We start from the raw sequence: 24,764 nt of genomic DNA on the forward strand, positions 1-24,764 counted from the left end.
TTTCAGGAAGATGACAGCGCATGCGGCCCCGTCAGGCGGCATCCCAGGGCGGCGCCGAAAAATGCTCGACCAGCGCATCGACGACGACGCGGACCTTCGGCGTCACTGCTCGCGTCACCGGCCAAACGGCGTGGACGGCAATGTTTTCGACGAGGCGGTCCGACAGCACCATTTCGAGCGCACCGCTCCTGAGGCTGTCCGCCGCCAACCATGTCGGCAGGAAGGTGATGCCGCAGCCGGCAAGGGCGGCGTCGAGCATCGGCTCGCCATTGTCGAGGACCAGCCTTGCCCGCGGTGTGAACTTTCCGATTTGGCCGTCGGCGTGCCTTATGGTCCAGGGATGGGCGACGCCGTTACGGGTGTAGCCGATCAGCTTATGAGCGGCGAGCTCCTCGATCGTTCGCGGCCTGCCGTGCTCCTCGAGGTAGGCGGGGGCGGCCAATACGTACGAGCGTTGGACATAGAGCCGCCGCGCCGCGAGCGACAGGCTGTCGTCGAGCTCGCCCATGCGAACTGCCAGGTCGATGCCTTCTTCGATGAGATCGACGCGACGGTCGTTGAAGGAGATCTCCATCGCCAGATCGGGGAAGCGCTTGGAAATGTCGAACAAAACTGGGGCAACGCAGCGCTGGCCGAAGGCCGACGGCAAATCGACCCGAAGCCGGCCCGAGGGCACCTGCCGGTGCGAGGCAAGCAGCGACTGGGCGGCTTCGATTTCGGACAGCGCCCTGACGCAGGCTTCGTAATAGCTGAGGCCTTCGCTTGTCGGGCTCAGGCTGCGGGTGGTGCGATTGAGCAGACGCACGCCAAGCCGATGCTCCAGCTGTGCGATCGATTTGCCGACCGCCGATTTCGTCACGCGCAGCCGTTCTCCCGCACTGGTGAAGCTGCCGGCTTCGATCGTTTGAACGAAGGCGACAATGCCCTGCAGATCGGCGGATTCCATGGCTGTGCCCCTATTGTAGAATAATGATCTTCAATTCGTTTCCAATTATGCCACATAGAAGCACTTTTTTCCATAGTGGAATGACGTAAAGATCTCGCCAGCAACTCAATCCGGAGCAGACGAGATGAACAGGGACATCAACAGATCCTGGCAAATGACCGGTTTTGGCCTGTCCAAGCTGCAACCGGCGCAGGGAAAGGTACCCGCACCCGGGCCTCGTGAGCTGCTGGTGCGGATCAAGGCCATATCGCTGAATTACAAGGATCGAATGATCCTAGACGGGGTGCTGATCCCGGACCTCGTCTTTCCCTTCGTGCCGACATCGGATGCGGTGGGCGAGGTCGTGGCGGTCGGCGGCGGCGTCAGCCGCTTCCAGGCCGGGCAACGCGTGCTGGGCCAAGTGATCGCCGACTGGCCTGACGGCGATGCGCCGCCGGTGCTTCACCAGCACACGCTGGGATTGTCACTGCCCGGCACCTTGTCCGATTACGTGCTGCTTCACGAGGATGCCGTCGTGCTGGCGCCGCCTTCGCTCAGCGACGCCGAGGCCTCGACGCTGCCGATCGCGGCGCTGACGGCGTGGTTTGCCTTGGCGGAGGCGACGAAGCCGGTGCCCGGCCAGACCATTCTTATCCAGGGTACCGGCGGCGTGTCGCTGTTTGCACTGCAATTCGCGGCCGCTTTCGGCCTGCGCGCCATCGTCACCTCGAGCAGCGACGACAAGCTCGAACGGGCCAGGAAACTCGGCGCCTGGCAAGTGATCAACTACCGCACCCAGCCGGCATGGGACGAAGCCGCGCGTGACCTGACGGGTGGAACCGGCGTCAACCATATCCTGGAGATGGTCGGCGGCGACAATGCGCGGCGATCGCTCGATGCCCTGGCCGCCGACGGCCGCCTGTCGGTCATCGGCCTGCTGGGCTCGATGGAACTCAGCTTTCCGATCGTGCCGTTCCTGCGCAATCGCATCGTCGTGCAAGGGATATCGATCGGTCATCGCCGCGCCTTCGAGCGGATGAACCAGGCGATCGAGGTGCTCGGTATCCGGCCGGTGGTCGACAAGGTCTTCGGCTTCGAGGAGGTGGAGCAGGCCTTCCAGCATCTGGAGAAGGGACCGTTCGGCAAGGTCGTGGTCGCCACGAGCTGACTTCAGGCATCACGGCAGTTGCTTCAGCACGCCGAGCACGGCCTTGCCGTCGGTGAAATAGGGGTCGCCGCCGCCATTGCGCCCGTGCGTGGTGGCGCCGATGCCTTCCAGGTCGCTGGTTGAGATCAGCATTCCGGCGGCGGTCAAATCCTGCATAAGAAAGTCGCGTTCGGCGTCGATGTCGGGGCCGATATGATGGGTGATGGCGCCGGTGTCGTGGCTCAGGCCCACGCCACGGTCGAAACTGGCCGAGCCCAGCCACAGCGGACGGCCATCGTCGCCCGTGGCATCAGTCTGCCAGAAGCGCACATGGTGACGGCGGTCGGCGCTGCCGCCGACCGGCTTCTCGAAGGCAAGATCCTGGGCGCGACCTTCGAACAGCAGCCGGCTCACCGGCGCGTCCGGATAGGGGCGCGAAAACAAGACGCTTTCGCCGATGTCGATCGCTGTCCTCAATGTGATGGCGTCGGCCGTGTCCCAGCCAGCCACGGCGAAGGCATGGACAACCTCCTTTTGCGTGCCGATCAGGCCGACATTGATCGGGTCGCCCGGAATGCCTTGCGGGGTGTGCGTCACCATCTCGAAGCTTTGGCTGCGAAAGCCGCGATCGCGAAACGTCCAGAATTCCGGCGCGGCGACATAGGCCAGCACCAGATAGGTCGCCAGGAGCAACACCAGCCAGGTCGCAGCGCGTCGTCGGAAGCTTCGTTGGCTCATCGATGCCGCTCGAGTTCTACGACGTCACTGTACGCGGCGAAGCCGCCGCCAGGCAAAGGGATCAGCGGCAGGCGCGATAGCCGCTCTTGCGATTCTTGATGTCGAAGTGGAAATGGTTGCGGTGGTCGTAATTGTAGCCGGGGCCGAGCACGGTGGTGAAATACTGGCAGCCGTCGGCGCGCACATTGTTGAGGAAGCCGCGGGTGCGGAAGGCGAACAGGCCGGGCTTGCGCACGTCGATGTCGTCGCCATTGTTGAGTTCGATGCTCATCACGTCGAGCGCGTTGCCCTTGCCGTGTTCCGACAGCACGCCTTCGCCGGCGATGTTGCGGCAGGAATAGCTGGAACCCTGGTGGATGGTCCTGACGCCGGAGAAGTAGCGCCAGCGGGCGGAAGGAACGAGCTCGTTCTTCGTCCAGGCGGCGAAGCTGGCGGCCATGTCGCAGGTCAGCGTCGCGGCGGGCTTCATCTCGACGCTGCCGATGGCCGAAACCTTCACCGGATAGTCGATGCCGCACTGGCCTTCATGGATCGGCGCCAGGTCGGTGAAGGTGACGCCGAGGCGCCTCAGCTGCTGACGGCAGTCGGTCTCGCTGGCCGGCATCTGCTCGACCGGCGACATCGGCTCGTCCATGCGTGGATAGGCGGCCTGCGTCATGTAGGGATTGGAAGGAACCAGCCGCTGCATGCCTGAATATTGCGGCACGGCCGCGGTCTGCGCGCCGACATCGACGGCTGGCTCCAGTGCCAGCACGTTGCCGGTGTTGCAGGCCGACACCGCGGCCAGCGCAAGCAGGGCGGCCAGCCCGCCGGCAGCGGCGCGCGCGCGTTTCGATTGCCGCGCAAGCGCCAGCGCGGCACGAAATATCCCGTCCATCGGCAGTCCCTTTCCCGATAGGCGGGATTTTAACGATCAACGGTAAAGGAAAAATCAGCGCCGGCGTTCATGCCTGCGGCCGAATTGCGGCATCGCTTCTGAGCCGGCCCTACTGGCAGAAGGTACCGCCGTGGCGGCGCGGCTCGAGGTCGAGGTGCAAATGCAGCGAATGATCGGCATCGCTGCCCGGGCCCAGCACGGTCTTGAACGGCCCGCAGGCGGCCTTGCGCACCGCGTCGAGGAATTTGGCGTCCTTGTCCGGTGGCGCCGGGCCGACCTCGATCGTCCTGCCGTCCGCAAGTGTGAAGCTGGCAATATCGAGCGCATTGCCGAAGGCATGTTCGGACAGTTTGCGCGTGCCGTTGCGTGGCCGGCACACAAAGGCCGATGCCTGGCCGATCGATTTCAGGTCGGCGCCGAATTCGGCTTTCGCCGCCGGCTGGATGACGTTGCCGGCAAAGCGTGCCGCCGCCTCGGCCATTGCGCAATTGAGCTCGGCGCCCGGGGCAATGGCGATCGACTTGCCAAGGCTCTTCAGCACCAGGGGATAGGGGATCGAACAGCCGATATCGCGATCGCTTTCAGCCTTGTGCTCCTCGAATTCGACACCGAGACCCCTCAGCCGCTCGCGGCAGGCGACTTCCTCGGCAGGCATTTTCGCGTCTGGCAGGTCAGCCGAACGCGGATCGGGAAGCATCTCCTTTTTGTCCGCGTCCGCCGGCTTTGGCGGCGGTGGCGGGGCGAGGGCTGGCGGCTCAACCTCCGGTTCCGCAGTCTCAGGCCTTTGTGTCGGCGTCGGCGCCACGGCTGGCGGCTCCGGTTCGCCTTTCGCATCGGCTGGCGGCTCGGGCCGGGCTTGTTGCTTCCGAGGGGATCCTTCCTCCTGAAACCGGTCGGATGTTGCGGCTGGATTTTGCGTGTTCGGTTCTGTCGCCTCTGGCGCGTCAGCGGGGCGCGGTTCAGGCACTGGGACATCCGCACGTACCGGCTTCGGATTTTGCGTCCTCTGCCGTGCCGGCTTCGGCTTGCGATGCCTTTCGCCGCGCGGTTTCAGCGGCCGGTCAACCCGCGGCGTCAGCGGCTGTTCCACCCGTGGTGAAAGCGGCTCGTGATGCCTGTGACGATGCCTGGCATCGGCCGGCGTCACCAGCAGTGCTGTCACGACCATGACCAATGCAATCCTGTATTTTCGGGAAAAGCTCAGTGTTGCCATCGCCTCGAAACGGTGCCGGGATGCTCGAAGTTGCCTGGAAGGCGCTTAGGCCCGATCACAATCGATTACCGGCGCGTTACGCACCGATCGCTTCCAGCCCTTCCTCCAGCCAATCGGCGAGCAACGGCAAGCCGAGCAGGTATTTGGCCGTGTGCTTGTTGGCGCGCTCGCGCGCGGCGGCGACGGCGTCGGCCCATTCCGAGGCATCGTAGTCGCCACGGCCGACCCAAGCGAGCGCGACGAGCTCGGCCGCCTCGTCGACATTGAGGTCGTTGATCAGCTCGCGCAGTTCCTCTTCGGTCAGGTTTTCCGAGCTTTCCTCGGCGAGTCCGTCATGATGATGATTGTCACGGGTGTTTCCATCGAACTCGATTTCGTGTTCGGCGCCGTCGGCATAGTCTTCATTGATCGCGGCGCTCAACGCCTTGCATTTGAGGATGAACAGCCGCACGGTGTCGGGCCCGATCGTCAAATCCCAGTTCTTTTCAAGCCGTCGCTGCACTGGCGGTCTCCGCTGGCTCAGCTTTCATCGCCGCCGATGATAGCGGATTTCGAGCATCCGTCACCTCATGTTAGCCCCTTGCTTTTTTCCGGGATGAAACCGCCGACACGCTGCGTTAGTGTTGCATTCTCACCCCTCCAGGAGGCTCCGATGCATAAAAGAGTGCTGATCCAGGCGGCGAGCGCGCTTCTCGCTCTGCAGTTCCTTGCCGTTCCGGTGTTTGCCGCAGGCAGCGGTGACGACACCAGTACGACCACCAAATGCAAGAAAGGCATGGTCTGGGACAAGAAGAAGAACAAGTGCGTCGCACCCCAGGAAGGCATGCTGGACGACGACAGCATCTATGATGCCGGGCATGACCTGGCGATGGCCGGCCGCTATGACGAGGCGATCGCCGTGCTCAGCCTCGCCGCCAACAAGCAGGACCCGCGCATCCTCAACTATCTCGGCTATTCGCACCGCCATTCCGGCCGCGTCGCCGTTGGCCTCGGCTATTACGAGGAAGCGCTGCGCATCGATCCCAACTACACGCTGGTGCGCGAATATCTCGGCGAAGCCCATCTCCAGATCGGCGACCTGGCCGGCGCCCAGCAACAGCTGATGGAGATCGAAAAGCGAACCGGCAAGGGTTCACGCGAATACGGCATGCTGGCCGAACAGATCGACCATTTCATGAGGAGCTGACCCCCTCAATGCCTTTTCGAACCGGCCGCGAGCAATCACGGCCGGTTTTTTGTTGCCATGCCGGCTCCTGCGACGGCGCGCGCGAAAACGGTGATGATTTCTTCAGAAACCGATTTTTGGGCGTGAAAAGCCCGCAAAGATTGCTATATTCAGGGAAATTGCGGTGAACGGTTCCGTTAGCCCGAGGCTGCCGGACCGTTTTCTTTTTGCACCATCGATAAGGCTTTCCCCGAAATGCGGGGGTGGCGGCAGGAAAGGTCAGGTATCATGAACAAGGTCCCGATGACAGGCGAGGGGTTCGCGTCATTGAAGGAAGAACTGCGCTGGCGCCAGCAGGAGGAGCGGCCGCGCATCATCGAGGCGATCTCCGAAGCGCGCTCGCACGGCGACCTATCCGAAAATGCCGAATACCATGCCGCCAAAGAGGCGCAGAGCCTCAATGAGGGCCGTGTCAACGAGCTCGAGGATCTCATCGCCCGGGCCGAAGTCATCGATGTCACCAAGCTCAGCGGCGACAAGGTCAAGTTCGGCGCCACCGTGGTGCTGGTCGACGAGGACACCGAGGAGAAGAAGACCTACCAGATCGTCGGCGATCAGGAGGCGGACGTGAAGTCCGGCCGCATCTCGATCTCCTCGCCGATCGCGCGGGCGCTCATCGGCAAGGAAGTCGGCGACGCCATCGAGGTCAACGCGCCGGGTGGTGCAAGGGGATACGAGATCGTCCAGGTGCAGTTTATCTAAGGGGTTCGAGGGGCGCTGATCTGCGCGTTTTTAGCCAAGGTTGGCGCCGCCCCTCATCCGCCTGCCGGCACCTTCTCCCCGTATAGTGACGGGGAGAAGACGGCTGAACGCGAAGTCGGCGTCTATTCTGCAAACGCTTAAAATTGGCGCAGTCATCGGTGAAGGTGTCCTTCTCCCCGGCAGGGCGATGAGGGGCAGCGCCAGCTTTCCGATTGAATAGATCAGTTCTTGCCAGCGCCGGCCTGACCATGCGTCTGGTGCTCCAGCAGCCTCTCAGCCTCAGCCACCACCCTCGCGGGCGACACTCGCTCACCGGGCGCGGCCTGCAGCGTCGATGCATAGGGGCCGCGCGGACCGGTCAAACCCGGCTCCGTGGCCAAAAACACCGCGACCGTCGGCAGGCCGAAGGCGCTGGCGAGATGCGTGAGCCCCGTATCGGCGCCGATTACCAGCCTCGAGCTGCCCAGGATCGCCGCGATGTCGGCCAATGGTGATTTTGGCACGATGCTCGTCGATGGAACTGCCCGGGCGATCGCTTCAGCCACCGCCTGTTCGCGCTCGTCCGACCAGGTCGTGACCGGCGTCATGCCGCGCTCAACCAGCAGGCGGCCGGTTTCGATCCAGTCTTCAACAGGCCACTTCTTGTCCTCGCGGCTGGTGCCGTGCAGCAGGAAGGCCGTGTTGCCGGCTATGCCGGTCAGATTGCCGGGCGGCGGCACAATGCCCGAATCCAGCATCGAAAGATCGGGCCGGTAGCCCAATGCCAGCCCGAAAAGCCGCCGCGTCCGTTCGATGGCGTGGAGGTTGCGAGGGACGGCGTGGCCGACGTCGTAAAGCAGCGTTGCCGAAGGCTCGCGCGCGCTTGAGCGGTCGAAGCCGGCGATCGGCGCTTTCGCCTGCCTGGCCACCAGCGCCGACTTCAACAGGCCTTGCGCATCGATGACCAGATCATAGCGGCACGCACGCAAGGCGCGTCGCAAGGCGGTCGCCTCGCGCCAGGTGGCCTTGTCGAAGAGATGTTTTCGCCAACGCCGGATGGCGACCGTGTGGATGGTTCCGACTGCGGGGTGCAGCGCGACGATGCCGGCGAAAGCCTCCTCGACGCACCAGTCGAAAGCAATATCGGGCCGTGCGCGGCGCGCATCCTGGAGCGCCGGAAAGGTGTGGACGACGTCGCCCATCGACGATGTCTTGACGATCAGCACCCTCATGCGGCGGCCGGGATGTCCAGCAGCCGGTCCGCCGCCGCCATGACCCGTGCGGCCTCGAGCGTCTTCAGGCAATTGAGGTGGCCGAGCGGACAGATCTTGCGGTGGCAGGGCGAGCAGGACAGGCCGAGCCAGACCAGTTCGCGCCGTTCGGCCAGCGGCGGCGTGTTCTGTGGCGAGGTCGAACCATAGACGGCGACAACCGGCGTGCCGACCGCCGCCGCAACATGCATCAGCCCGCTGTCGTTGGAGACCGCCAGCCGCGCGGCCGCGATCAGGTCGATGGCGTCCTCCAGCCGCGTCTGGCCGGCCAGGTCGACCACGCCAGGAGCGAGGGCTGCGATCTCCGCTGTCACCTCGCGGTCGTTCTTCGACCCGAACAGCGCGACCTTGAACCTTCTGGCCATGAACTCCCGGGCAAGGCCGGCATAGTGTTCGCTCGGCCAGCGCTTGGCCGGGCCGAACTCAGCACCCGGCATCAGCGCCACGAATTTCTGCGGCCCCAGGCCGAAACGGTCGAGCAGGGTGGCCTGGTTTTTGGCGTCCACCGTCAGATGAGGCGCCCGAAAATCGCCACCCCGTGCAAGGCCGAAATAGGCCTGCGCGGTGAGCCGTTTCACGGCCTCCGGCAGCGGAACGATATCGGTCAACAGGCCGTAGCGCATTTCCCTGAGATGGCCGAAACGGCGTGGAATGCGGGCAAAGAACGGGATCAGCGCCGACTTCCAACTGCCCGGCAGGATATAGGCGCTGTCGTAACGGCCGCGCAGCAGGCGGCCGAAGCGGCGGCGGTGTGCGAATTCGAGCGCGCCGGGTTTCAGCGGGAAATCGATCTGCTGGCGGACCTCAGGCATACGCTTGACCAAAGGGGCCGCCCAGGCTGGCGCCAGCACGTCGATCGCCGCATTTGGATGAAGCTCCTTCAGCGCCGAGAACAGGCACTGCGCCATCACCATATCGCCCACCCAGCGTGGGCCGATCACGAGGATCGCTGGGCTTTCAGCCATTCGACATAGTCTCTGACGCCGGTTTCGACGCTGCGGAATTGCCCGTTGTAACCGGCCGCGCGCAGACGCGACATATCAGCTTGCGTGAAGCTCTGGTAGCTGCCCTTGAGGTGGTCGGGAAAGGGGATGTACTCGAGCTCGCCCTTGCCCAGCGTGTCGATGACGGTTTCGGCAATGGCGCGGAAGGGTTGCGCCCGGCCGGTGCCGCAGTTGAAGATGCCGCTCGCGCCGCGCTTCCACAGCCACAGATTGACATCGGCGACATCGCCGACATGAATGAAGTCGCGGCTTTGCTCGCCGGGGCCAAAGCCGTCATGGGCGCCGAACAGCTTTGGATTCTCGCCACGCCCGACCTGGTTGAACAGATGAAAGGCGACCGAGGCCATGGCGTCCTTGTGCGCCTCGCGCGGCCCATAGACGTTGAAGTAGCGCAGGCCCGCGACCTGCGAATGATCGGTATCGAAGACATTGCGCCTGACATAGTCATCGAACAGCTTTTTTGAATAGGCGTAGACGTTGAGCGGCCGCTCAAGCTCCGCGTCCTCGCGGAACTCGGAGCCGCCGCCATAGACCGATGCCGAGGAGGCGTAGAGGAAGGGCACGCGCAGCGCCAGGCAGGCATGCAGCAGCCGCTTCGAATAGGCGTAGTTCACCTCCATCATGAACTTGCCGTTCCATTCGGTGGTGGTCGAGCAGGCGCCCTGATGGAAGACGGCCTCGATGCGGCCGAGCCCGCCGTCCTCGAGGCGGGCCAGGAAATCGTCCTTGTCGAGATAATCGGCGATCCGCAAGTCAGCAAGGTTGGCGATCTTGTGGCCATCGCTCAGGTCGTCGACGACCAAAATGTCGTCGTGGCCCTCCGAATTGAGCGCGGCGACGATGTTGGAGCCGATCATGCCGGCGCCGCCCGTGACGATGATCATGAACGCCTCTGGTTGCTTGCGATTCCGGCCCTTATAAGGGAGGCTTGCGAAGCTGTCGACAAAGCAGCGTTGCCGGGCGGCACTGGGATCCGCAAGAACAATCGAGGGGTGGACCCGTCCGCGATTGCCCTGCGCGGGGCAGCGCGCCACAGTGGCGCCGCAAAGCTGCCGCTTCAGTCAGCTCGCGCCGCCGGGCGCGATCATGAGGGACCAGGAATGCCGTCGACAGAGCTGCTCGTCGCGTTTTTCGCCACCACGGCGATCTTCGCCTATATTCCAGGCCCGGCCATGCTCTATGCCGCCGCGCAGACGATGGCGCGCGGCCGCTGGTCCGGCCTGACTGCGGCGCTCGGCATTCATCTGGGCGGCTATGTTCACGTCTTTGCCGCCGCCGCCGGCCTGTCCGTGCTTTTCCACGCCGTGCCGCCGCTCTACATGGCGGTCAAGCTCGTCGGCGCGCTCTACCTGATCTGGCTCGGTGTGGCGCTGTTCCGCAAGCGCGCGGAAGGCGACATGGCACTGCCGGCGATCGAGCGGAAATCGGCTTGCCGCGCCTTTTTCGAGAGCATCGCCGTCGAGGTGCTCAATCCGAAGACCGCGATCTTCTTCATGGCCTTCCTGCCCCAGTTCATCGATGCCTCTGCCGCATTCCCGGTCTGGCTGCAATTCGTCGTGCTGGGCACGACAGTCAACCTGATGTTCTCCTCGGCCGATATCGTCTGCGTGTTCCTGGCTGGTGCCGTGATCGGCAGGCTGCGCCGCTCCAGCAGCGCCCAGCGCATGATGCAGCGAGCCGGCGGCGCGGTGCTGGTCGGGCTTGGCGTCCATGTCGCCTTGCAGAAGAGTTGACGAGGCCAGCCGGCGTTGCGCTGGCTCAAATTGCGGTATATCGGCATCGCCATGAACGACCGATCCCGGCCAATTTGTCCTCCATGCATCTTCAAAACCGGTTTTTGCGCGTTGCCAGTGACATGATCAAGCACGACCCACTTTCCCCCGAACCCTTGCATCGCGCCATCGCGCGTTTCGGCCAGGCCACCGTGCTGGTGGTTGGCGATCTCATCCTTGACCGGTTCGTCAACGGCATCATCGAGCGGATTTCGCCTGAAGCGCCGATCCCGGTGCTCCATGGGCGCGGCGAGAGCCTGGCGATGGGCGGCGCCGGCAATGTCGTGGCCAACATCATCTCGCTCGGCGCCGCCGCCATTCCGGTCTCGGTGATCGGCTCTGATACGGCAGGCGACAGCCTGGTGCGCATGCTCGGCGAGCTTGGCGCCGACACGACAGGCCTGGCGCGGGAGCGCGGCCGCATGACGTCGTCCAAGAGCCGCTTCAGCGCGCTCAACCAGCAGGTGCTGCGCTTCGACGAGGAAGAGATCAAGCCGCTCGGCGCGGCGGAGCGCGCGGCGCTGGTCCGGCATTTCCGCGCCGCGCTGGCGCACGCCGACATCGTCATCCTGTCGGATTACGGCAAGGGCATCCTGCTCGACGGCGTCGCCGGCGAATTGATCGCGATCTGCCGCGAGGCGGGAAAGCCGGTGCTGGTCGATCCGAAGGGCCGGGATTATGCACGCTATGCCGGCGCGACCGCCATCACGCCCAACCGCAAGGAACTCGGCGAAGCGGTCGAACGGCCGGTGTTCAGCGATGACGAGATCGTGGCCGCGGCGCGCGAGCTGCTTGCGGCGCATGGCTTCGACTTCGTCGTCGCCACGCGCAGCGAAAAGGGCATGAGCGTCGTCGGTCCGACGGAGGCGCGCCACATCGCCACGCAGGCGCGCGAAGTGTTCGATGTGTCGGGCGCCGGCGATACGGTGATCGCGACCTTCGCGCTGGCGCTTGCCGCCGGCGCCGATCCGGCCGCGGCCGCCTCGATCGCCAATGCAGCCGGCGGCGTTGTGGTGGGCAAGCGAGGCACGGCGCGGCTGACGGTCGAGGAACTCAACGGCGCGCTGTTTCGATCGCACGGTCCGAGCGTCCACAGGGATGCCATCCTCGACGCCAAATCGGCCGCACGGCTGGTGGCGGCGTGGAAGGAGGAAGGCCTCAGCGTCGGCTTCACCAATGGCTGTTTCGACATCCTTCATGCCGGCCATGTCAGCCTGCTGCACGCGGCGCGCAGCCAGTGCGACCGGCTGGTGCTCGGCCTCAACAGCGATGCCTCGGTGCGCCGGCTGAAGGGGCCGGAACGGCCCGTCAACGACCAGCACGACCGCGCCTGCGTGCTGGCGGCGCTCGCGTCGGTCGACGCGGTGGTGGTCTTCGACGAGGACACGCCGCTGGCGCTGATCGAGGCGCTTCTGCCCGACATACTCGTCAAGGGCGCCGACTACACGGTCGACACCGTGGTCGGCGCGGACGTGGTGCAGAAAGCGGGCGGGCGCGTGGTCCTGGTCGATCTCGTCGCCGGCAAGAGCACGACCGGCACCATCGGCAGGCTGCGCTCGGCCGGCAACAAGAATTGAGGGTTTCATGTCCGAACTGAACGATTACCTGGTCCGCTCGGCGGCCGCGATCACGGCGCTGGTCGAGCGCGATCTAACAGGCGCGATGGAACGTGCGGCGAGCGCGATCGTCGCCGCCCTTTCGTCGGGCAAGGCGCTGCTGATCTGCGGCAATGGCGGTTCGGCCAGCGACGCCATTCACATCGCCGGCGAACTGGTCGGCCGCTTTCTCAAGGAGCGCAAGGGCTACAATGTCATCGCGCTGCCGGCCAATGCCGCGGTGCTGACCGCCTGGGGTAATGATTACGGCTTCGACACCGTTTTTTCGCGCCAGGTCGAGGCGCATGGCGCTGCCGGCGGCGTGCTTCTGGCGATCTCGACCAGCGGCAATTCGCCGAGCATCCTGGCGGCCGCCGAACAGGCACGGACCATGGGCATGACGGTGATCAGCCTGACAGGCGACACAGGCGGCAAGCTCGCGCCGCTCACCGACATCCTGCTCAACGTGCCCTCGACCTCGACGCCGATCATCCAGCAGGGGCATCTGTGCCTCTACCATCACCTGTGCGAGGTGGTGGAAGCGCGCCTCAGCAATGGCTGACAAGGCGCCGCACCCGTTGGCCGAGCCGGGCCTGTGGGTGGAGCGGATAGGCGGCAGGGTTTTTCCCGCCGGCCAGCCGGCGCTGTTCCTCGATCGCGACGGCACCATCAATGTCGATACCGACTATCCCAGCGATCCGGCCGAGATCGAGCTCCGGCCGCAGATGTTGCCGGCGATCGCCGCCGCCAACAATGCCGGCATCCCGGTCGTGGTGGTGACCAACCAGTCCGGCATCGCGCGCGGCTATTTCGGCTGGAGTGCCTTCGCCGATGTGAACCGCCGCGTGCTCGAGCTGTTGCGCGATCAGGGCGTTGTCGTGGACATGGTGCTGGCCTGCGCCTACCACGAGGCTGGCGTGGGGCCGCTGGGCATATCGGATCACCCGATGCGCAAACCCAATCCCGGCATGCTCTTCGAGGCGGCGAGACGCCTCGATCTCGATCTCCGGCGGTCCGTGATCGTCGGCGACAAGCTGGCCGACATGGAGGCAGGCCTGAGCGCCGGCCTGCCGCAGGGCTGGCTCGTCGGCGGCGAGGCGCAGCTTCGCTCCGGCTTCGTCATCAGGCCCTTGCGGGACAGCAGCGACCTCGACGGTCTCATCGCCGCCATAGGGCGGCTCGATGGCCGGGATAAGCGGTCTTGATCCGGGCCTGACCGCTCACGCCGGTTCGCTGCCTTGCGAGGCCTCATACAGTTTGGCCTCGGTGGCGAAGGAATAGATCATCACCGACATCGAATAGACGAAGCCGTGCCGGCCGCACAGGAAGTAGCGCTTGGCCAGGTAGAATTTCAGGAAGTTGCCGAGCGGCGAAAGCACCAGCCGCACCAGGCCCGGCTTCTTGCCTTTCTCGACCAGGGTGGCCGCCTTGAGGCTGGAATAGGCATTTGCCCGGGCCAGATCCTCCTCGACCGATATTTCGCGGCGATGCAGCAGCACGCCGCTTTCGATCGTGCTGGTCTCGCCGGAAACGCCGAAGGATTCATGGACCCGCGCGGTCACGTCCATGGTCGCACCTTCCCGGCGGAAAAGCCGCAACAGCCTGTTGTGCAGCACCCAGCGATGGGCATAGCCGTAGCCCTTCAGCCAGTCGCGGCGGCGGATGTACCATCCGCTGATGCCGGCATTCGCCGTCTCGACCGCCGCCATGATCGACTGCCGCAGCCGGTCGTCGACGCGTTCGTCCGGGTCGATCGAAAGACACCAGGGCTGCGTGGCGTGGTCGAGCGCGAATTGCCGCTGATGCGGAAAACCCGGCCAGCCATTGTGCAGCAGCTTTATCGGATAGCCCTCAGCGACAAACTGCCGAACGATGTCCAACGTGGCGTCGGTGGAGCCTGAATCGACGATGACGATCTCGGCGCAAAAATCGATGCTTTCGAGGCACGGGCCGATCATATCGGCCTCGTTCATGCAGATGATGAGCGCCGAAATCGGGCTTGCAAACCTGGTCATGGTCCCTTCCACGGCGGATCGTCCTTGGAACTTACGCTGCTTGGGCAAGGAAACCAATCAGGCGCCAAATCGCACAGGACGATCCGGCTGCCTGCGCCTGTCCGTTATCAACGCGGCGGCGATGTGGCGAAATTCCGGAATTCGCTTTGGCCGGGCGCCGCAATCGATCGGCGTCACGGCCGCTCGAACGAGACCAACCCTTCATCCTTGACCCGGCGGATGGTGAGGGCTGTGCGCACCGTGTCGACGTTCGGCGTGGAGGTCAGTTCCTCGATGACAAAGGTCTGGAAGGCGCCGAGGTCGCTTGCCACGCAGTGCAGGAGGAAATCGGATTCGCCCGACACCATCCAGGCATCGCGTACGACCGGCCAGCCGCGCGTGCGCTCAGCGAAGATGCGAAGCTCGGCATCGGCCTGATGGTGCAGGCCGACCAGGCAGAAGGCGACCACGTCGAGACCGAGCGCCGGCGCGTTGAGCAGCGCCCGATAGCCGCGAATGATGCCGGCTTCCTCCAGTCGCTTGACGCGGCGCAGGCAAGGTGGTGCCGAAATGCCGACGCGGTTCGACAGTTCGACATTGGTCATGCGTCCATCTGCCTGCAATTCGCGCAGGATCTTCCAGTCGATTGCGTCGAGGTCGGCCTTGAGCGGCATTTCGGGGCTTTCGATGATTGCGGGTGGCGAAAGAATCTTGCGGGATTTTGTAATTAAACGACTTTGCTGTCCACGCCATCCCCCACGCGGAAATCCACGCAGCACCAGAGCGGTTCGCCCGGTGCGACAAAGCTTTCCGGGGACGAGCGCCAACTTGCCTTGCTGGCGTCGTGGGCAACACTTACATTACGCGCGACATCGACGAGTTTTCCATGCCGCAAACGCCGGCAGCCCTCCGCAGAGGCTTTTCATGACCACCAAGCACGCGCCTGTCCTCATCATCGGTTCCGGCCCGGCCGGTTATACCGCGGCGATCTATGCCGCCCGCGCCATGCTGAAGCCGATGCTGGTCGCCGGCCTGCAGCAGGGGGGCCAGCTGATGATCACCACCGACGTCGAGAACTATCCCGGTTTCGGCGAACCCATCCAGGGTCCGTGGTTGATGAGCGAGATGCTCAGGCAGGCAGAACATGTCGGCACCGACATCATCGCCGACATCATCACCGAGGTCGATCTCAACGTGCGGCCGTTCCGCGCAACGGGCGATTCCGGCACCGTCTACACGGCCGATGCCCTGATCATCGCCACCGGCGCGCAGGCCAAATGGCTTGGCATTCCGACCGAACAGACGTTCATGGGCTTCGGCGTATCGGCTTGCGCCACATGCGACGGCTTCTTCTACCGCGGCAAGGATGTCGCGGTGGTCGGCGGCGGCAATTCGGCGGTGGAAGAAGCACTCTATCTGTCGAACCTCGCCAAGAGCGTGACGGTCATCCACAGGCGCTCGGACTTCCGCGCCGAACGCATCCTGCGCGAGCGGCTCTTGAAGAAGGACAATGTCCGCGTCATCTGGGACACGGTTGTCGACGAGATCACCGGCCGTCCGGGCAAGACGCCACTGCCGCCTTCGGTCGAAGGGTTGAAGCTGCGCAACGTGGTGACGGGTGTCGAGACGCAGCTCGAGGTCGACGGCGTGTTCGTCGCGATCGGCCATGCGCCGGCGGTCGAGCTGTTCGTCGGCAAGCTGAAGCAGAAGCCGAACGGCTATCTGTGGACGGCGCCGGATTCGACCCGCACCGACGTGCCCGGCGTGTTCGCCGCCGGCGACGTGACCGACGATATCTATCGCCAGGCGGTGACTGCGGCGGGGCTGGGCTGCATGGCGGCGCTCGAGGCGGAGAAGTACCTGGCCGGCATCGAGGTGCATCGCGAGGCGGCCGAATAGCGGTTCGCAAACTGTTGAAAGAACGGCTTAGAAACGCCGTGTAAAAGCCTGATTTTTCATTCAGACGCCAAACAGGAACGAGGGGAATCATGGCGTTGGACTGGGACAAGCTACGCGTGTTTCACGCTGCGGCGGAAGCAGGGTCGTTTACACATGCGGCCGAGACGCTGCACCTGTCGCAATCGGCGATTTCGCGCCAGGTCAGCGCGCTCGAGCATGATGTCGGCGTGCCGCTGTTCAACCGCCACGCCCGCGGCCTGGTGCTGACCGAACAGGGCGAGATGCTGTTCCGCACGGCGCATGACGTGCTGATGAAGCTCGAGACCATCAAATCGCGGCTGACCGAGACCAAGGACCGCCCCTCCGGCGTGCTCAGGGTCACGACCACGGTCGGGCTCGGCGCCGGCTGGCTGACCGAACGCGTGCAGGAGTTCATCGAGCTCTATCCTGAAATCAGCCTGCAACTGATCCTCGCCAACGAGGAGCTCGACCTGACCATGCGCCAGGCCGATTGCGCCATCCGGCTGCGCCAGCCGCAGCAGCCGGACCTTATCCAGCGCCGCCTGTTCACGGTGCATTTCCACCTCTATGCGTCGCCAGGCTATATCGCCAAGCATGGCAGGCCGGCTTCGGTGGCCGAGCTCAAGGCGCACCGCATCGTCACTTTCGGCGTGCCGGTGCCGGCGCATCTGTCGGAGCTGAACTGGCTGGAGACGGTCGGCGATTTCGAGGGCGGCCAGCGCGTGCCGACGCTGCAGATCAACGATATATTGTCGATCAAGCGCGCGGTGCAGGGCGGCGCCGGCATCGCCATGCTGCCCGACTATGTCATCTCCAAGGATTCCGGCCTGGTGCAGCTCCTGCCGGAAACGGAGGTGCCTTCCTTCGACACCTATTTCGCCTACCCCGACGCGATGAAGAACCAGGCGAAGCTGCACGTGTTTCGCGACTTCATCATCGCCAAGGCGCGGAGCTGGTCGTATTGACCCCGGAGATCGCGCAGACTCTCACCCCCGCCAGCGCGTCAGGCGGGGCAGCCGGGCGGGCACGTTGCGGCGGTAGGTTTCGTATTCATCGCCATAGCGGCGTGCGAGCGTCGGCTCCTCGTACAGCTTGACGAAGGTGGCCATGGCCGCGGCTGCCATGGCGGCGTAGGCGACAAGCGTCCAGCTTGAAAACAGCAGTGCCTGGCCGATGATGATCGACAGCACCGCCACATACATCGGATTGCGGACATGGCGGTAGAGTCCGCCGACCACCAGTCTCTCGGTCGGAGCGACCGGAGCAGGCGTGCCGAGGCCTTCAAGCGCAAAGCAGGCGAATGCATGCAGCAGCGCCGCCACGGCGACCGCGATGAGGATCCAGCCGAGCGGGGCAAGACCCGGCAGGCTCGACCATGGCCGGTCCCAGCGATCCGTCAGCAGCCACGGCACGAGGCCGGCGACGATACAGGGTGCCGCGATGAAGAACGCAGCACTGCCGGCGATCGCCGAAAAGGTCCGCATTGCTTGTCTCCCGCCTGAAGCATGTCACGCCCAAACCGATTCCCGCGACGCGCTCACGTCTTTGTTGTTCACGTCGCTGCCGAACCGAGCACACTTTGCGCGACATGCATTAGTTGCCTCGGAAATAAACGCCTGCTGCCTCATTCCACGCCATTGCGCATTTTTGACATTTCGGGATGAAAACCGAGCGTGATTCGCGATTCCGCCGTGACAATTGTCTCATTGCGGGTTCCGCTTCGGTGATTCTGCTGGTCCTATTGGGTCCAGAAATGGCTTAGACCACAGCCTGCGTCTTTTTGCATGCGTGTGTTGCAAAATAGATGCTTGTTTCTTGGGCATGATGAGCACATATATAGTTCATCTCCTGGGCGCGTTCTCCTCCCATTAGCGCCCTCGAGTGTTCCCCTCTGGAGGTTAGCCTTAACAGGCACTTCCAATCAAACTCAGCCGGATCTTCATTGATCCGGCTTTTTTGTTGCCCGGAGGCTGCCGGAAGGGCGGGAAAATCCACCGAAATAGCCACGTAACAGTGACATGTAACCTCTGGTAACATGTCAAAGGCGTTCGGCTCCTGCTAAGCAGACCATAGGACGCGGTGTGGTCGGACGGGAGATGGGGGCATCACTCGGACGATCCGGGCTCAGGCGGCTACCGCGTCCGAACCTTCTTCCGCCGAAGCGGCGACTTCAAGATGCGGCGGACCTGCCGTTTCTCCTCCCAAGAAAACGGTCCGCAAACAAAACGGCGTCCGGCCCCCCCGGGCGTCGTTTTTTGTTTGCGCCCCCTCGAACAAGGTTCGAGAGGGCACTCACCCAAATCTTTGTGGATGTCGATGTCCCAAAGCCGAGATCACTTTAGACGACATGCATCAGAATCAGGCTGCCTTGCCGTTGGCATTCATCGCTTCGTCGGCGAGCCGGCCGGTGAGTTCGGCCATGTGGTCGAAGACGGCGCGGTAGCTGGCGACGCCTGAGGTGGCCGAGCGCAGCTCGATGATCAGATCCCCGATCTCGGATTGCGGCATGGTCGCCTCGACGACATCCCATCCTGGCCAGCCGGGTCGCGCGTCGTAGCCGAGGATCTGGCCGCGCCGCTGCGGGATTAGCGCGATGATCTTTGAGGTCGCATCGGAGGGCGTCACGATCTCGACCTTCATCACTGGCTCCAGGAGCACGGGCGAACAGCCCGCCATGCCTTCCTTCATGGCAAGCTTGGCCGCCATCTGAAAGGCCATGTCGGAGGAATCGACCGCGTGGTAGGAGCCGTCCGACAGGTTGACGGCGACGTCGACGACGGGAAAGCCGAGCGGGCCCGACTTCAGGTAATCGCGTATGCCGCTTTCGACCGACTGGATGTAGGTCTTGGGCACCACGCCGCCGGTGATGGTATCGGTGAACTGGAAACCTGCGCCGCGCGGCAGCGGCTTTATCTCGATCACCACATCGCCGAACTGGCCGTGGCCGCCGGACTGCTTCTTGTGGCGGCCGCGCTGCTGCGCCGATTTGCGGATAGTCTCGCGGTAGGGCACCGCCGGCGGATGGCCTTCGACCGGAATCTGGTTCTTGCCCTCGAGCCGTTCGCGTACGACGCGCAGGTGCATTTCTCCATGGCCCGACAGCACGGTCTCGGCCGAGTCCTGGTTATGATGCAGGCTGAGCGAGGGATCTTCTTCGGCCAGCCGTTGGATGGCGGCCGACATCTTCACCTCGTCCTTGCGCTCCTTCGGCCGCAAGGCGAAAGCGAAGACAGGCTGCGGCGGCTCGAACTGGAGCAGCGGCTTCATGCCGCCCTTGGCCGAGGTCAGCGTCTGGCCGGTCTTGACCGCGTCCAGCTTGCCGAGCGCGACCGTGTCGCCGGTCTTCGCCGCGGTGAGCTTCGACTGGTCCTTGCCAAGCATCCTGTAGATGCCGGACACCTTTGCCATGTCGCCGCCGGGCAGCCAGAGCTCGGAGCCATCGGCGACCTGTCCCGAAAGGATGCGCGACACCGACAATTTGCCTCCATGCGGTGTATGGATGGTCTTCATCACCTGAACCACGGTCGCGTTGCCTTCGGGGGCGCCGAGCCGTTTGCGGGTCGCGTCGATGTCGGGCGCATCATGGCGGATCGCCTTCAGGAGACGCAGCACGCCATTGCCTTTCTCTGCGGTGCCGATCAGCACCGGCGTGACGGCGCCGTCGCGCAGATCCGCGGCAAGATCGTCGAAGACCGCGTCCTTGGGCGGCTCGATCTCCTCGAGCAGCTGTTCCATCAACTGGTCGTCATGGTCGGCCAGCCGTTCCAGCATCGAAAAACGGGCTTCCAGCTCACGCGCCTTTTCGTCGCCGGGTATCTGGGCCACCTCGCTCTCGGCATATTCGCGGTAGATGTAGGCGCGTTCCAGCGCCAGGTCGATCGAGCCAATGACGACGCCGTCCTTGCGCAGCGGTATCTGGCGCAGAAGCAACGGCACCGCACTTGCCGGCTGCAGCATCTTCAACGTGTCGCGCACGCCGGCAATCGCCTTGTCGACCTTGTTGAGAAACAGGATGCGCGGCACGCCGAGATCGTCGAGCTTGCGCATGATGAGCTGGAGGGCGGGGATCTTCTTCTCGTCGGCCTCGGCGACGACCACCGCGAGGTCGCAGGCGGCCAGCACCGGTTCGGCCTCGAAGGAGAATTCGATCGATCCGGGACAGTCGACGAAGGTGAACTGCTCGCCCATGAATTCCGTGGTGGCGAAGGTCGCCTCGACGCTCATGGCGTGCGCGCGCGCCTCGGGCGAATGATCTGAAACGGTGTTTCCCGAGGAAACCGGGTTCTGGCGGGGAATGGTGCCCGTGCGGGCCAATATGGCTTCGAGAAGTGTCGTCTTACCGCTTGCGAAGGGACCGACTATGGCAATGCATTTCGGTCCCGTGCGTCGTCCTCCGGCGCGATTACCCATGACTGACCTCCACTCAGGCGTTTCCCTGGAGACCGACTGGCATTCATGGTTCAGGCCAAGGTCAGTCGGTCCTGAGCGGCGGCCGGCCTGTTCGACCGTCGCGGGCGGGCTTGTCTTCAACCGGCCCAAAGGTATCGTCCCACTTGTTTGCCGGCAGGGCAAGGAAAATAGGTAGCCTCAAGGGCCGAGCGCGCGGTGCGGTTGCCGCTGATTTGCAAGCCGAACAGACCGGTTGCGTCGACGGCCATATCGGCCGAAACTAGGGTCTCGAAAGAAGAGCGGCGTCGCCGCCGCCCGCATCGCCACCAGTTCCAGGGATCGAACGATGAAGATCATTGCTTGCGGCAGCACGCCGACCGTCATCGCGCCGGAAAAGTACTTCACCGGCCGGGTGCTACAGACGCCGATCATCGAGAAGGAGGCTCCGGCACGGCTGCGGGCGACATTGGTCAGCTTCGAGCCGGGCGCGCGGACTCACTGGCACACGCATCCGCTTGGCCAGACGCTGTACGTCACGTCGGGCGCCGGCCTCGCCCAGACCTGGGGCGGTCTCATCCAGGAGATCAGGGCAGGGGACGTCATCTCGTTCGCGCCAGGCGAAAAGCACTGGCATGGCGCCGGGCCGAAAACGGCCATGACGCATATAGCCATGCAGGAAGCGCTCGAGGGCGTGCATGCCGACTGGCTGGAAGCGGTGACGCCGGCCCAATATGGCGGCTGAGTACCGTGTCGAGCCGATCTAAAAACCCGGCGTTTGGCCGGGTTTTGTTTTCACGATCAGGTCAGTGATGCCGTAAAGCGCTGGATGCGCGTGCACGCCTCCTCCAGCAGCGTCTCCGACGTGGCGTAGGAGATGCGGAAGTTCGGACCGAGGCCGAAGGCCGAACCGAATACCACCGCCACGCCCTCGGCCTCGAGCAGCTCCGAGCAGAAGGCCTCGTCAGTGTCGATCACCTTGCCGGCCTTGGTCTTCTTGCCGATCAGCTGGGCGCAGGACGGATAGACGTAGAAGGCGCCTTCCGGCGACGGACAAGAGATGCCGCGCGCCTGGTTGAGCATCGAGACGACGAGATCGCGGCGCCCCTGGAAGATCGCCTTGTTCTTGGCGATGAAGTCCTGCGGGCCGTTCAGCGCTTCGACCGAGGCCCATTGCGCGATGGTGCAGGCGCCCGACGTCTGCTGGCCCTGGATCATGTCCATCGCCTTGATCAGCTGGACGGGACCCGCGGCGTAGCCAATGCGCCAGCCGGTCATGGCATAGGCTTTCGACACGCCGTTCATGGTCAGCGTGCGCTCATAGAGCTTCGGCTCGACCTCGGCGATGGTCTTGAAGACGAAGTCGCCGTAGGTCAGATGCTCGTACATGTCGTCGGTCAGCGTCCAAACATGCGGATGCCTGAGCAGCACGTCGGCGAGCGACCGAAGCTCGGCCTCGGTGTAGGCGGCGCCCGACGGGTTGGACGGCGAGTTCATCAGCAGCCACTTTGTGCGCGGCGTGATGGCCTTTTCCAGCACAGCGGCAGTGAGCTTGAAGCCATTGTCGATCGAAGTGTCGGCGAACACCGAGGTGCCGCCGCAGATCGCCACCATCTCGGGATAGCTGACCCAATAGGGGCGTGGGATGATGACCTCGTCGCCGGGATTCAGCGTCGCCATGAAGGCGTTGAACAGGATCTGCTTGCCGCCAGTACCGACGATTGTCTGTTCGGGCTTGTAGTCGAGATTGTTCTCGCGCTTCAATTTCTTCGCGATCGCTTCGCGCAGCGGCACGATGCCCGACACCGGCGGATATTTGGTCTCACCACGGCGGATCGCCTCGATCGCCGCATTCTTGATGTTGTCGGGCGTATCGAAATCCGGTTCGCCGGCACCCAGGCCGATGACGTCGCGGCCGGCATTTTTCAGCTCGCGGGCTTTCTGCGTCACCGCGATGGTGGCGGAAGGCTTCACGCGTGAAAGGGTGTCGGCAAGGAAGGCCATGACCTTTTTCTCTCCAGAAAGGATCAGCGCGGCCAGGAGCGGCCGCGGCGCTTCTCATGTCGCATCATTCCCGTGAGTGCAAGCATTGTCGGCTGGGCCAGTGCCGCAAGGAGGTCAATGAGCCGTGATCGGCAACAGAAAGTTCATTAACGGGCGGTAGAGGCTTGCGTGGCAGGATCGTAACCCAATTGCGCCAGTTCGCGGAGCGAGGAACCTTGTCGCGCAGCATCGGGCTTGCCCATATCATCCGTCATGATGACGGCACCTCGTCAGGTGTCTGGGGCATTTATACGTTGCAAAGCGCCTTCCAGCCGATCTTCGCCTTCAGGGAAGGCAAGCTGTCGGTTGCCGCCTTCGAGGGCTTGATCCGGCCGTTCCGCGACGGCGAGCCGCAATCGCCAATGAGCTTCTTCAGCACCTGCCCGGCCGCCGACCGGCTTCATGTCGAGGCGCTGACCAGGACGCTGCATCTGCTGAATGCCGGCGCCTGCCTGCCGCAGGAAGCGTCGATCTTCGTCAATTTCGATCCATCGGTGTTCACCGAGCGCGCCGTTGCCGACAATGCCTTGCGCGAAATGCGCCTGGTGCTGCACGAGGCCGGCATCGATCCGGGCCGTGTCGTGTGCGAGGTGACCGAGCAGCGTCCAGCCTCGCAGGAGACCCTGCACGGTTTCGTCGCGGCGTTGAAGGGCAACGGCTTTCGCATTGCCGTCGATGACTATGGCGCCGACGATTCCGACATCAACCGCATCAAGGAGTTGAAACCCGACATCGTCAAGTTCGATGCCCACTGGATCACGCAGTTGATGGAGTCCGGCGCCGGCTTCGCGCTGCTGACGTCCATGGTGAAAAGCTTCGAGGCACAAGGCATCCGCACCGTGTTCGAGGGCATCGAGGAAGGCTGGCAGCTGGAGCTGGCCGAGAAATCCGGGGCTTCGATGGTCCAGGGTTTCGTGCTGGCACGGCCGGAACTGGCGCCGACCAGCTTCCGCGTCTTCGGCGAGGACGGGCCATCGCCTGTCGCCGACAGTGCCTCTTCCGTCCCGGCAGCCGCGCCGCATACCGCGCGGGCGGCGAAAGCCTTTGGGCGCAGGGGCACACGATGAGGCCCGAGCGGCGGCGCGATGTCGGCGATGCGATCTTCATGGACGAGATCGGTATCGAATATGGCGTTTATGGCGACTTCCGCCTGCGCAGCGCCTACCAGCCGATCTTCGCGCCGCGCGGCCGCTTCCTGCACGCAATCGCGGTCGAGGGCCTGATAGAGCCGCATCGCGCCGGCCGGCCGGGCGCCGCACGGGCGTTCTTCGAAGGCGTCGCGGCCGAGGACCGGCTGTTCGTCGAAACCATGTGCCGCGTGCTGCATCTCAGGAACTTCCGCAACATCGGCGTCGACGGGCTCGATCTGTTCTTCAACTACAATCCATTGGTCAACGCCCATCGGGGCCGGGCCTTGGCCGAAATCCGGCTGATGAGCAGGCATCTCGGCGAGCTCGGCCTGGCCCCCGGCATGCTGGTCTGCGAAATCACCGAACAGGCGGCCGACGACACGCTGCTGGCCAGGCTGGTGCGCGAGATGCGCCGCGACGGCATCCGCATCGCCATCGACGATTTCGGCACCGGCCACTCGACCGAGGAGCGGGTCAGCCTGCTCAAGCCCGATATCGTCAAGATCGACGGTGGCTGGTTCGCGCAATTCTGCCGCCACGCCGCCGCCGAGCGGTTCTTCCGCCCGCTGGTCTCCAGCCTGCACGACCGCGGCGCCAAGGTCCTGGTCGAGGGCATCGAACAGCCCACCCATCTGCGCGTCGCGCTCGATGGCGGCGTCGACCTGCTGCAAGGTTTTCTACTCGCCCGGCCGGCGCTGGCCGGGGTGATCTTCGACGAGCGACCGCTCGCCATCGACGCGCTGCTGGGCAGGGACAGCAAGGTGGTGCCGCTGTTCGGGTAGCGCCGTGTGCTACACATCAGCGGCGCTGATCGTCGCGCCAAAACTAATCATTGGTGAGGAC

25 protein-coding genes are annotated in these 24,764 nt (G+C 64.2%); 12 read left to right on the forward strand and 13 right to left on the reverse strand.

What is annotated here, in order from left to right:
• Positions 1 to 31 precede the first annotated feature (31 nt).
• Entirely contained in the window at positions 32 to 946 is a 915-nt protein-coding gene (locus FJ490_RS18765; RefSeq protein ID WP_140728565.1) for a LysR family transcriptional regulator, read from the reverse strand.
• Between the two features lie 124 nt (positions 947 to 1,070).
• On the opposite strand from FJ490_RS18765, the gene FJ490_RS18770 reads away from it, so the two are divergent.
• A complete protein-coding gene (locus FJ490_RS18770) occupies positions 1,071 to 2,093 on the forward strand; it encodes an NAD(P)-dependent alcohol dehydrogenase (RefSeq protein WP_140728566.1) in 1,023 nt (340 codons plus the stop codon).
• 9 nt (positions 2,094 to 2,102) lie between these two features.
• Here the strand turns inward: FJ490_RS18770 and FJ490_RS18775 are convergent, their stop codons facing one another.
• From FJ490_RS18775 to FJ490_RS18790, 4 genes are all read right to left on the reverse strand, one after another.
• Positions 2,103 to 2,810 (reverse strand): LssY C-terminal domain-containing protein, encoded by a 708-nt coding sequence (locus FJ490_RS18775; protein WP_140516822.1) that lies wholly within the window; start codon positions 2,808 to 2,810, stop codon positions 2,103 to 2,105.
• Positions 2,811 to 2,871: 61 nt separating this feature from the next.
• On the reverse strand, positions 2,872 to 3,687 hold the full coding sequence (locus FJ490_RS18780; RefSeq protein ID WP_140495967.1) for an extensin family protein: 816 nt from the start codon (positions 3,685 to 3,687) through the stop codon (positions 2,872 to 2,874).
• A 109-nt stretch (positions 3,688 to 3,796) separates the two neighbouring features.
• Complete coding sequence (locus FJ490_RS18785; RefSeq protein ID WP_246672633.1) at positions 3,797 to 4,777, reverse strand: extensin family protein; 981 nt, start codon at positions 4,775 to 4,777, stop codon at positions 3,797 to 3,799.
• A 199-nt stretch (positions 4,778 to 4,976) separates the two neighbouring features.
• Positions 4,977 to 5,402 (reverse strand): DUF3775 domain-containing protein, encoded by a 426-nt coding sequence (locus FJ490_RS18790; protein WP_140524880.1) that lies wholly within the window; start codon positions 5,400 to 5,402, stop codon positions 4,977 to 4,979.
• 150 nt (positions 5,403 to 5,552) lie between these two features.
• Between FJ490_RS18790 and FJ490_RS18795 the strand changes: the two genes are divergently transcribed.
• Together FJ490_RS18795 and greA are read left to right on the forward strand one after the other, a co-directional pair.
• The gene (locus tag FJ490_RS18795; RefSeq protein WP_140495965.1) at positions 5,553 to 6,086 is read left to right on the forward strand and encodes a tetratricopeptide repeat protein; all 534 of its coding nucleotides are present in this window, start codon (positions 5,553 to 5,555) and stop codon (positions 6,084 to 6,086) included.
• Between the two features lie 267 nt (positions 6,087 to 6,353).
• A complete protein-coding gene (greA, locus tag FJ490_RS18800; protein WP_008877613.1) occupies positions 6,354 to 6,827 on the forward strand; it encodes a transcription elongation factor GreA in 474 nt (157 codons plus the stop codon).
• Between the two features lie 221 nt (positions 6,828 to 7,048).
• On the opposite strand, the gene waaC is transcribed toward greA, so the two are convergent.
• Genes waaC through rfaD form a run of 3 tightly spaced genes read right to left on the reverse strand, consistent with a single transcriptional unit; the run spans position 7,049 to position 9,965 of the window.
• Positions 7,049 to 8,038, reverse strand: coding sequence for a lipopolysaccharide heptosyltransferase I (gene waaC, locus FJ490_RS18805; protein ID WP_140516818.1), 990 nt, complete (start codon positions 8,036 to 8,038; stop codon positions 7,049 to 7,051).
• Positions 8,035 to 9,042: a lipopolysaccharide heptosyltransferase II gene (gene waaF, locus FJ490_RS18810; protein WP_140728567.1), complete on the reverse strand. Its 1,008-nt coding sequence runs from the start codon at positions 9,040 to 9,042 to the stop codon at positions 8,035 to 8,037. The genes waaC and waaF overlap by 4 nt, the downstream gene beginning before the upstream one ends.
• Complete coding sequence (rfaD, locus tag FJ490_RS18815; RefSeq protein ID WP_140728568.1) at positions 9,015 to 9,965, reverse strand: ADP-glyceromanno-heptose 6-epimerase; 951 nt, start codon at positions 9,963 to 9,965, stop codon at positions 9,015 to 9,017. Before rfaD ends, waaF begins: the two co-directional genes overlap by 28 nt.
• A 216-nt stretch (positions 9,966 to 10,181) precedes the next feature.
• On the opposite strand from rfaD, the gene FJ490_RS18820 reads away from it, so the two are divergent.
• The 4 genes from FJ490_RS18820 (at position 10,182) to gmhB (ending at position 13,653) form a co-directional block, all read left to right on the forward strand.
• Positions 10,182 to 10,814, forward strand: coding sequence for a LysE family translocator (locus FJ490_RS18820; RefSeq protein ID WP_140524876.1), 633 nt, complete (start codon positions 10,182 to 10,184; stop codon positions 10,812 to 10,814).
• Between the two features lie 122 nt (positions 10,815 to 10,936).
• Entirely contained in the window at positions 10,937 to 12,430 is a 1,494-nt protein-coding gene (rfaE1, locus tag FJ490_RS18825) for a D-glycero-beta-D-manno-heptose-7-phosphate kinase (protein WP_140728569.1), read from the forward strand.
• 7 nt (positions 12,431 to 12,437) lie between these two features.
• Positions 12,438 to 13,010 (forward strand): SIS domain-containing protein, encoded by a 573-nt coding sequence (locus FJ490_RS18830; RefSeq protein WP_140556028.1) that lies wholly within the window; start codon positions 12,438 to 12,440, stop codon positions 13,008 to 13,010.
• On the forward strand, positions 13,003 to 13,653 hold the full coding sequence (gene gmhB, locus FJ490_RS18835; protein WP_140631912.1) for a D-glycero-beta-D-manno-heptose 1,7-bisphosphate 7-phosphatase: 651 nt from the start codon (positions 13,003 to 13,005) through the stop codon (positions 13,651 to 13,653). The genes FJ490_RS18830 and gmhB overlap by 8 nt, the downstream gene beginning before the upstream one ends.
• 15 nt (positions 13,654 to 13,668) lie before the next feature.
• On the opposite strand, the gene FJ490_RS18840 is transcribed toward gmhB, so the two are convergent.
• Both FJ490_RS18840 and FJ490_RS18845 read right to left on the reverse strand, forming a co-directional pair.
• Positions 13,669 to 14,463, reverse strand: a complete 795-nt coding sequence (locus FJ490_RS18840; protein ID WP_140560642.1) for a glycosyltransferase family 2 protein — start codon at positions 14,461 to 14,463, stop codon at positions 13,669 to 13,671.
• A 173-nt stretch (positions 14,464 to 14,636) separates the two neighbouring features.
• Positions 14,637 to 15,116, reverse strand: coding sequence for an Lrp/AsnC family transcriptional regulator (locus FJ490_RS18845; RefSeq protein WP_140495956.1), 480 nt, complete (start codon positions 15,114 to 15,116; stop codon positions 14,637 to 14,639).
• Between the two features lie 250 nt (positions 15,117 to 15,366).
• On the opposite strand from FJ490_RS18845, the gene trxB reads away from it, so the two are divergent.
• Positions 15,367 to 16,341, forward strand: a complete 975-nt coding sequence (gene trxB, locus FJ490_RS18850) for a thioredoxin-disulfide reductase (RefSeq protein ID WP_140495955.1) — start codon at positions 15,367 to 15,369, stop codon at positions 16,339 to 16,341.
• A gap of 89 nt (positions 16,342 to 16,430) precedes the next feature.
• Positions 16,431 to 17,327: a LysR family transcriptional regulator gene (locus tag FJ490_RS18855; protein WP_140495954.1), complete on the forward strand. Its 897-nt coding sequence runs from the start codon at positions 16,431 to 16,433 to the stop codon at positions 17,325 to 17,327.
• 21 nt (positions 17,328 to 17,348) lie between these two features.
• On the opposite strand, the gene FJ490_RS18860 is transcribed toward FJ490_RS18855, so the two are convergent.
• Together FJ490_RS18860 and FJ490_RS18865 are read right to left on the reverse strand one after the other, a co-directional pair.
• A complete protein-coding gene (locus FJ490_RS18860) occupies positions 17,349 to 17,846 on the reverse strand; it encodes an isoprenylcysteine carboxylmethyltransferase family protein (RefSeq protein ID WP_140728570.1) in 498 nt (165 codons plus the stop codon).
• A gap of 874 nt (positions 17,847 to 18,720) precedes the next feature.
• A complete protein-coding gene (locus FJ490_RS18865) occupies positions 18,721 to 20,772 on the reverse strand; it encodes an elongation factor G (protein ID WP_140624094.1) in 2,052 nt (683 codons plus the stop codon).
• Between the two features lie 325 nt (positions 20,773 to 21,097).
• Between FJ490_RS18865 and FJ490_RS18870 the strand changes: the two genes are divergently transcribed.
• Complete coding sequence (locus tag FJ490_RS18870) at positions 21,098 to 21,493, forward strand: cupin domain-containing protein (protein ID WP_140495951.1); 396 nt, start codon at positions 21,098 to 21,100, stop codon at positions 21,491 to 21,493.
• A gap of 56 nt (positions 21,494 to 21,549) precedes the next feature.
• Here the strand turns inward: FJ490_RS18870 and FJ490_RS18875 are convergent, their stop codons facing one another.
• Positions 21,550 to 22,752, reverse strand: a complete 1,203-nt coding sequence (locus tag FJ490_RS18875) for a pyridoxal phosphate-dependent aminotransferase (RefSeq protein ID WP_140728571.1) — start codon at positions 22,750 to 22,752, stop codon at positions 21,550 to 21,552.
• Positions 22,753 to 22,967: 215 nt separating this feature from the next.
• Here FJ490_RS18875 and FJ490_RS18880 point away from each other — a divergent pair, with 215 nt between their 5' ends.
• Together FJ490_RS18880 and FJ490_RS18885 are read left to right on the forward strand one after the other, a co-directional pair.
• Entirely contained in the window at positions 22,968 to 23,858 is an 891-nt protein-coding gene (locus FJ490_RS18880; protein ID WP_140728572.1) for an EAL domain-containing protein, read from the forward strand.
• A complete protein-coding gene (locus FJ490_RS18885) occupies positions 23,855 to 24,703 on the forward strand; it encodes an EAL domain-containing protein (protein WP_140728573.1) in 849 nt (282 codons plus the stop codon). Before FJ490_RS18880 ends, FJ490_RS18885 begins: the two co-directional genes overlap by 4 nt.
• Positions 24,704 to 24,764: the final 61 nt, after the last annotated feature.

It is taken from the genome of Mesorhizobium sp. B2-5-11, assembly GCF_006440835.1.
Taxonomy (GTDB): domain Bacteria; phylum Pseudomonadota; class Alphaproteobacteria; order Rhizobiales; family Rhizobiaceae; genus Mesorhizobium.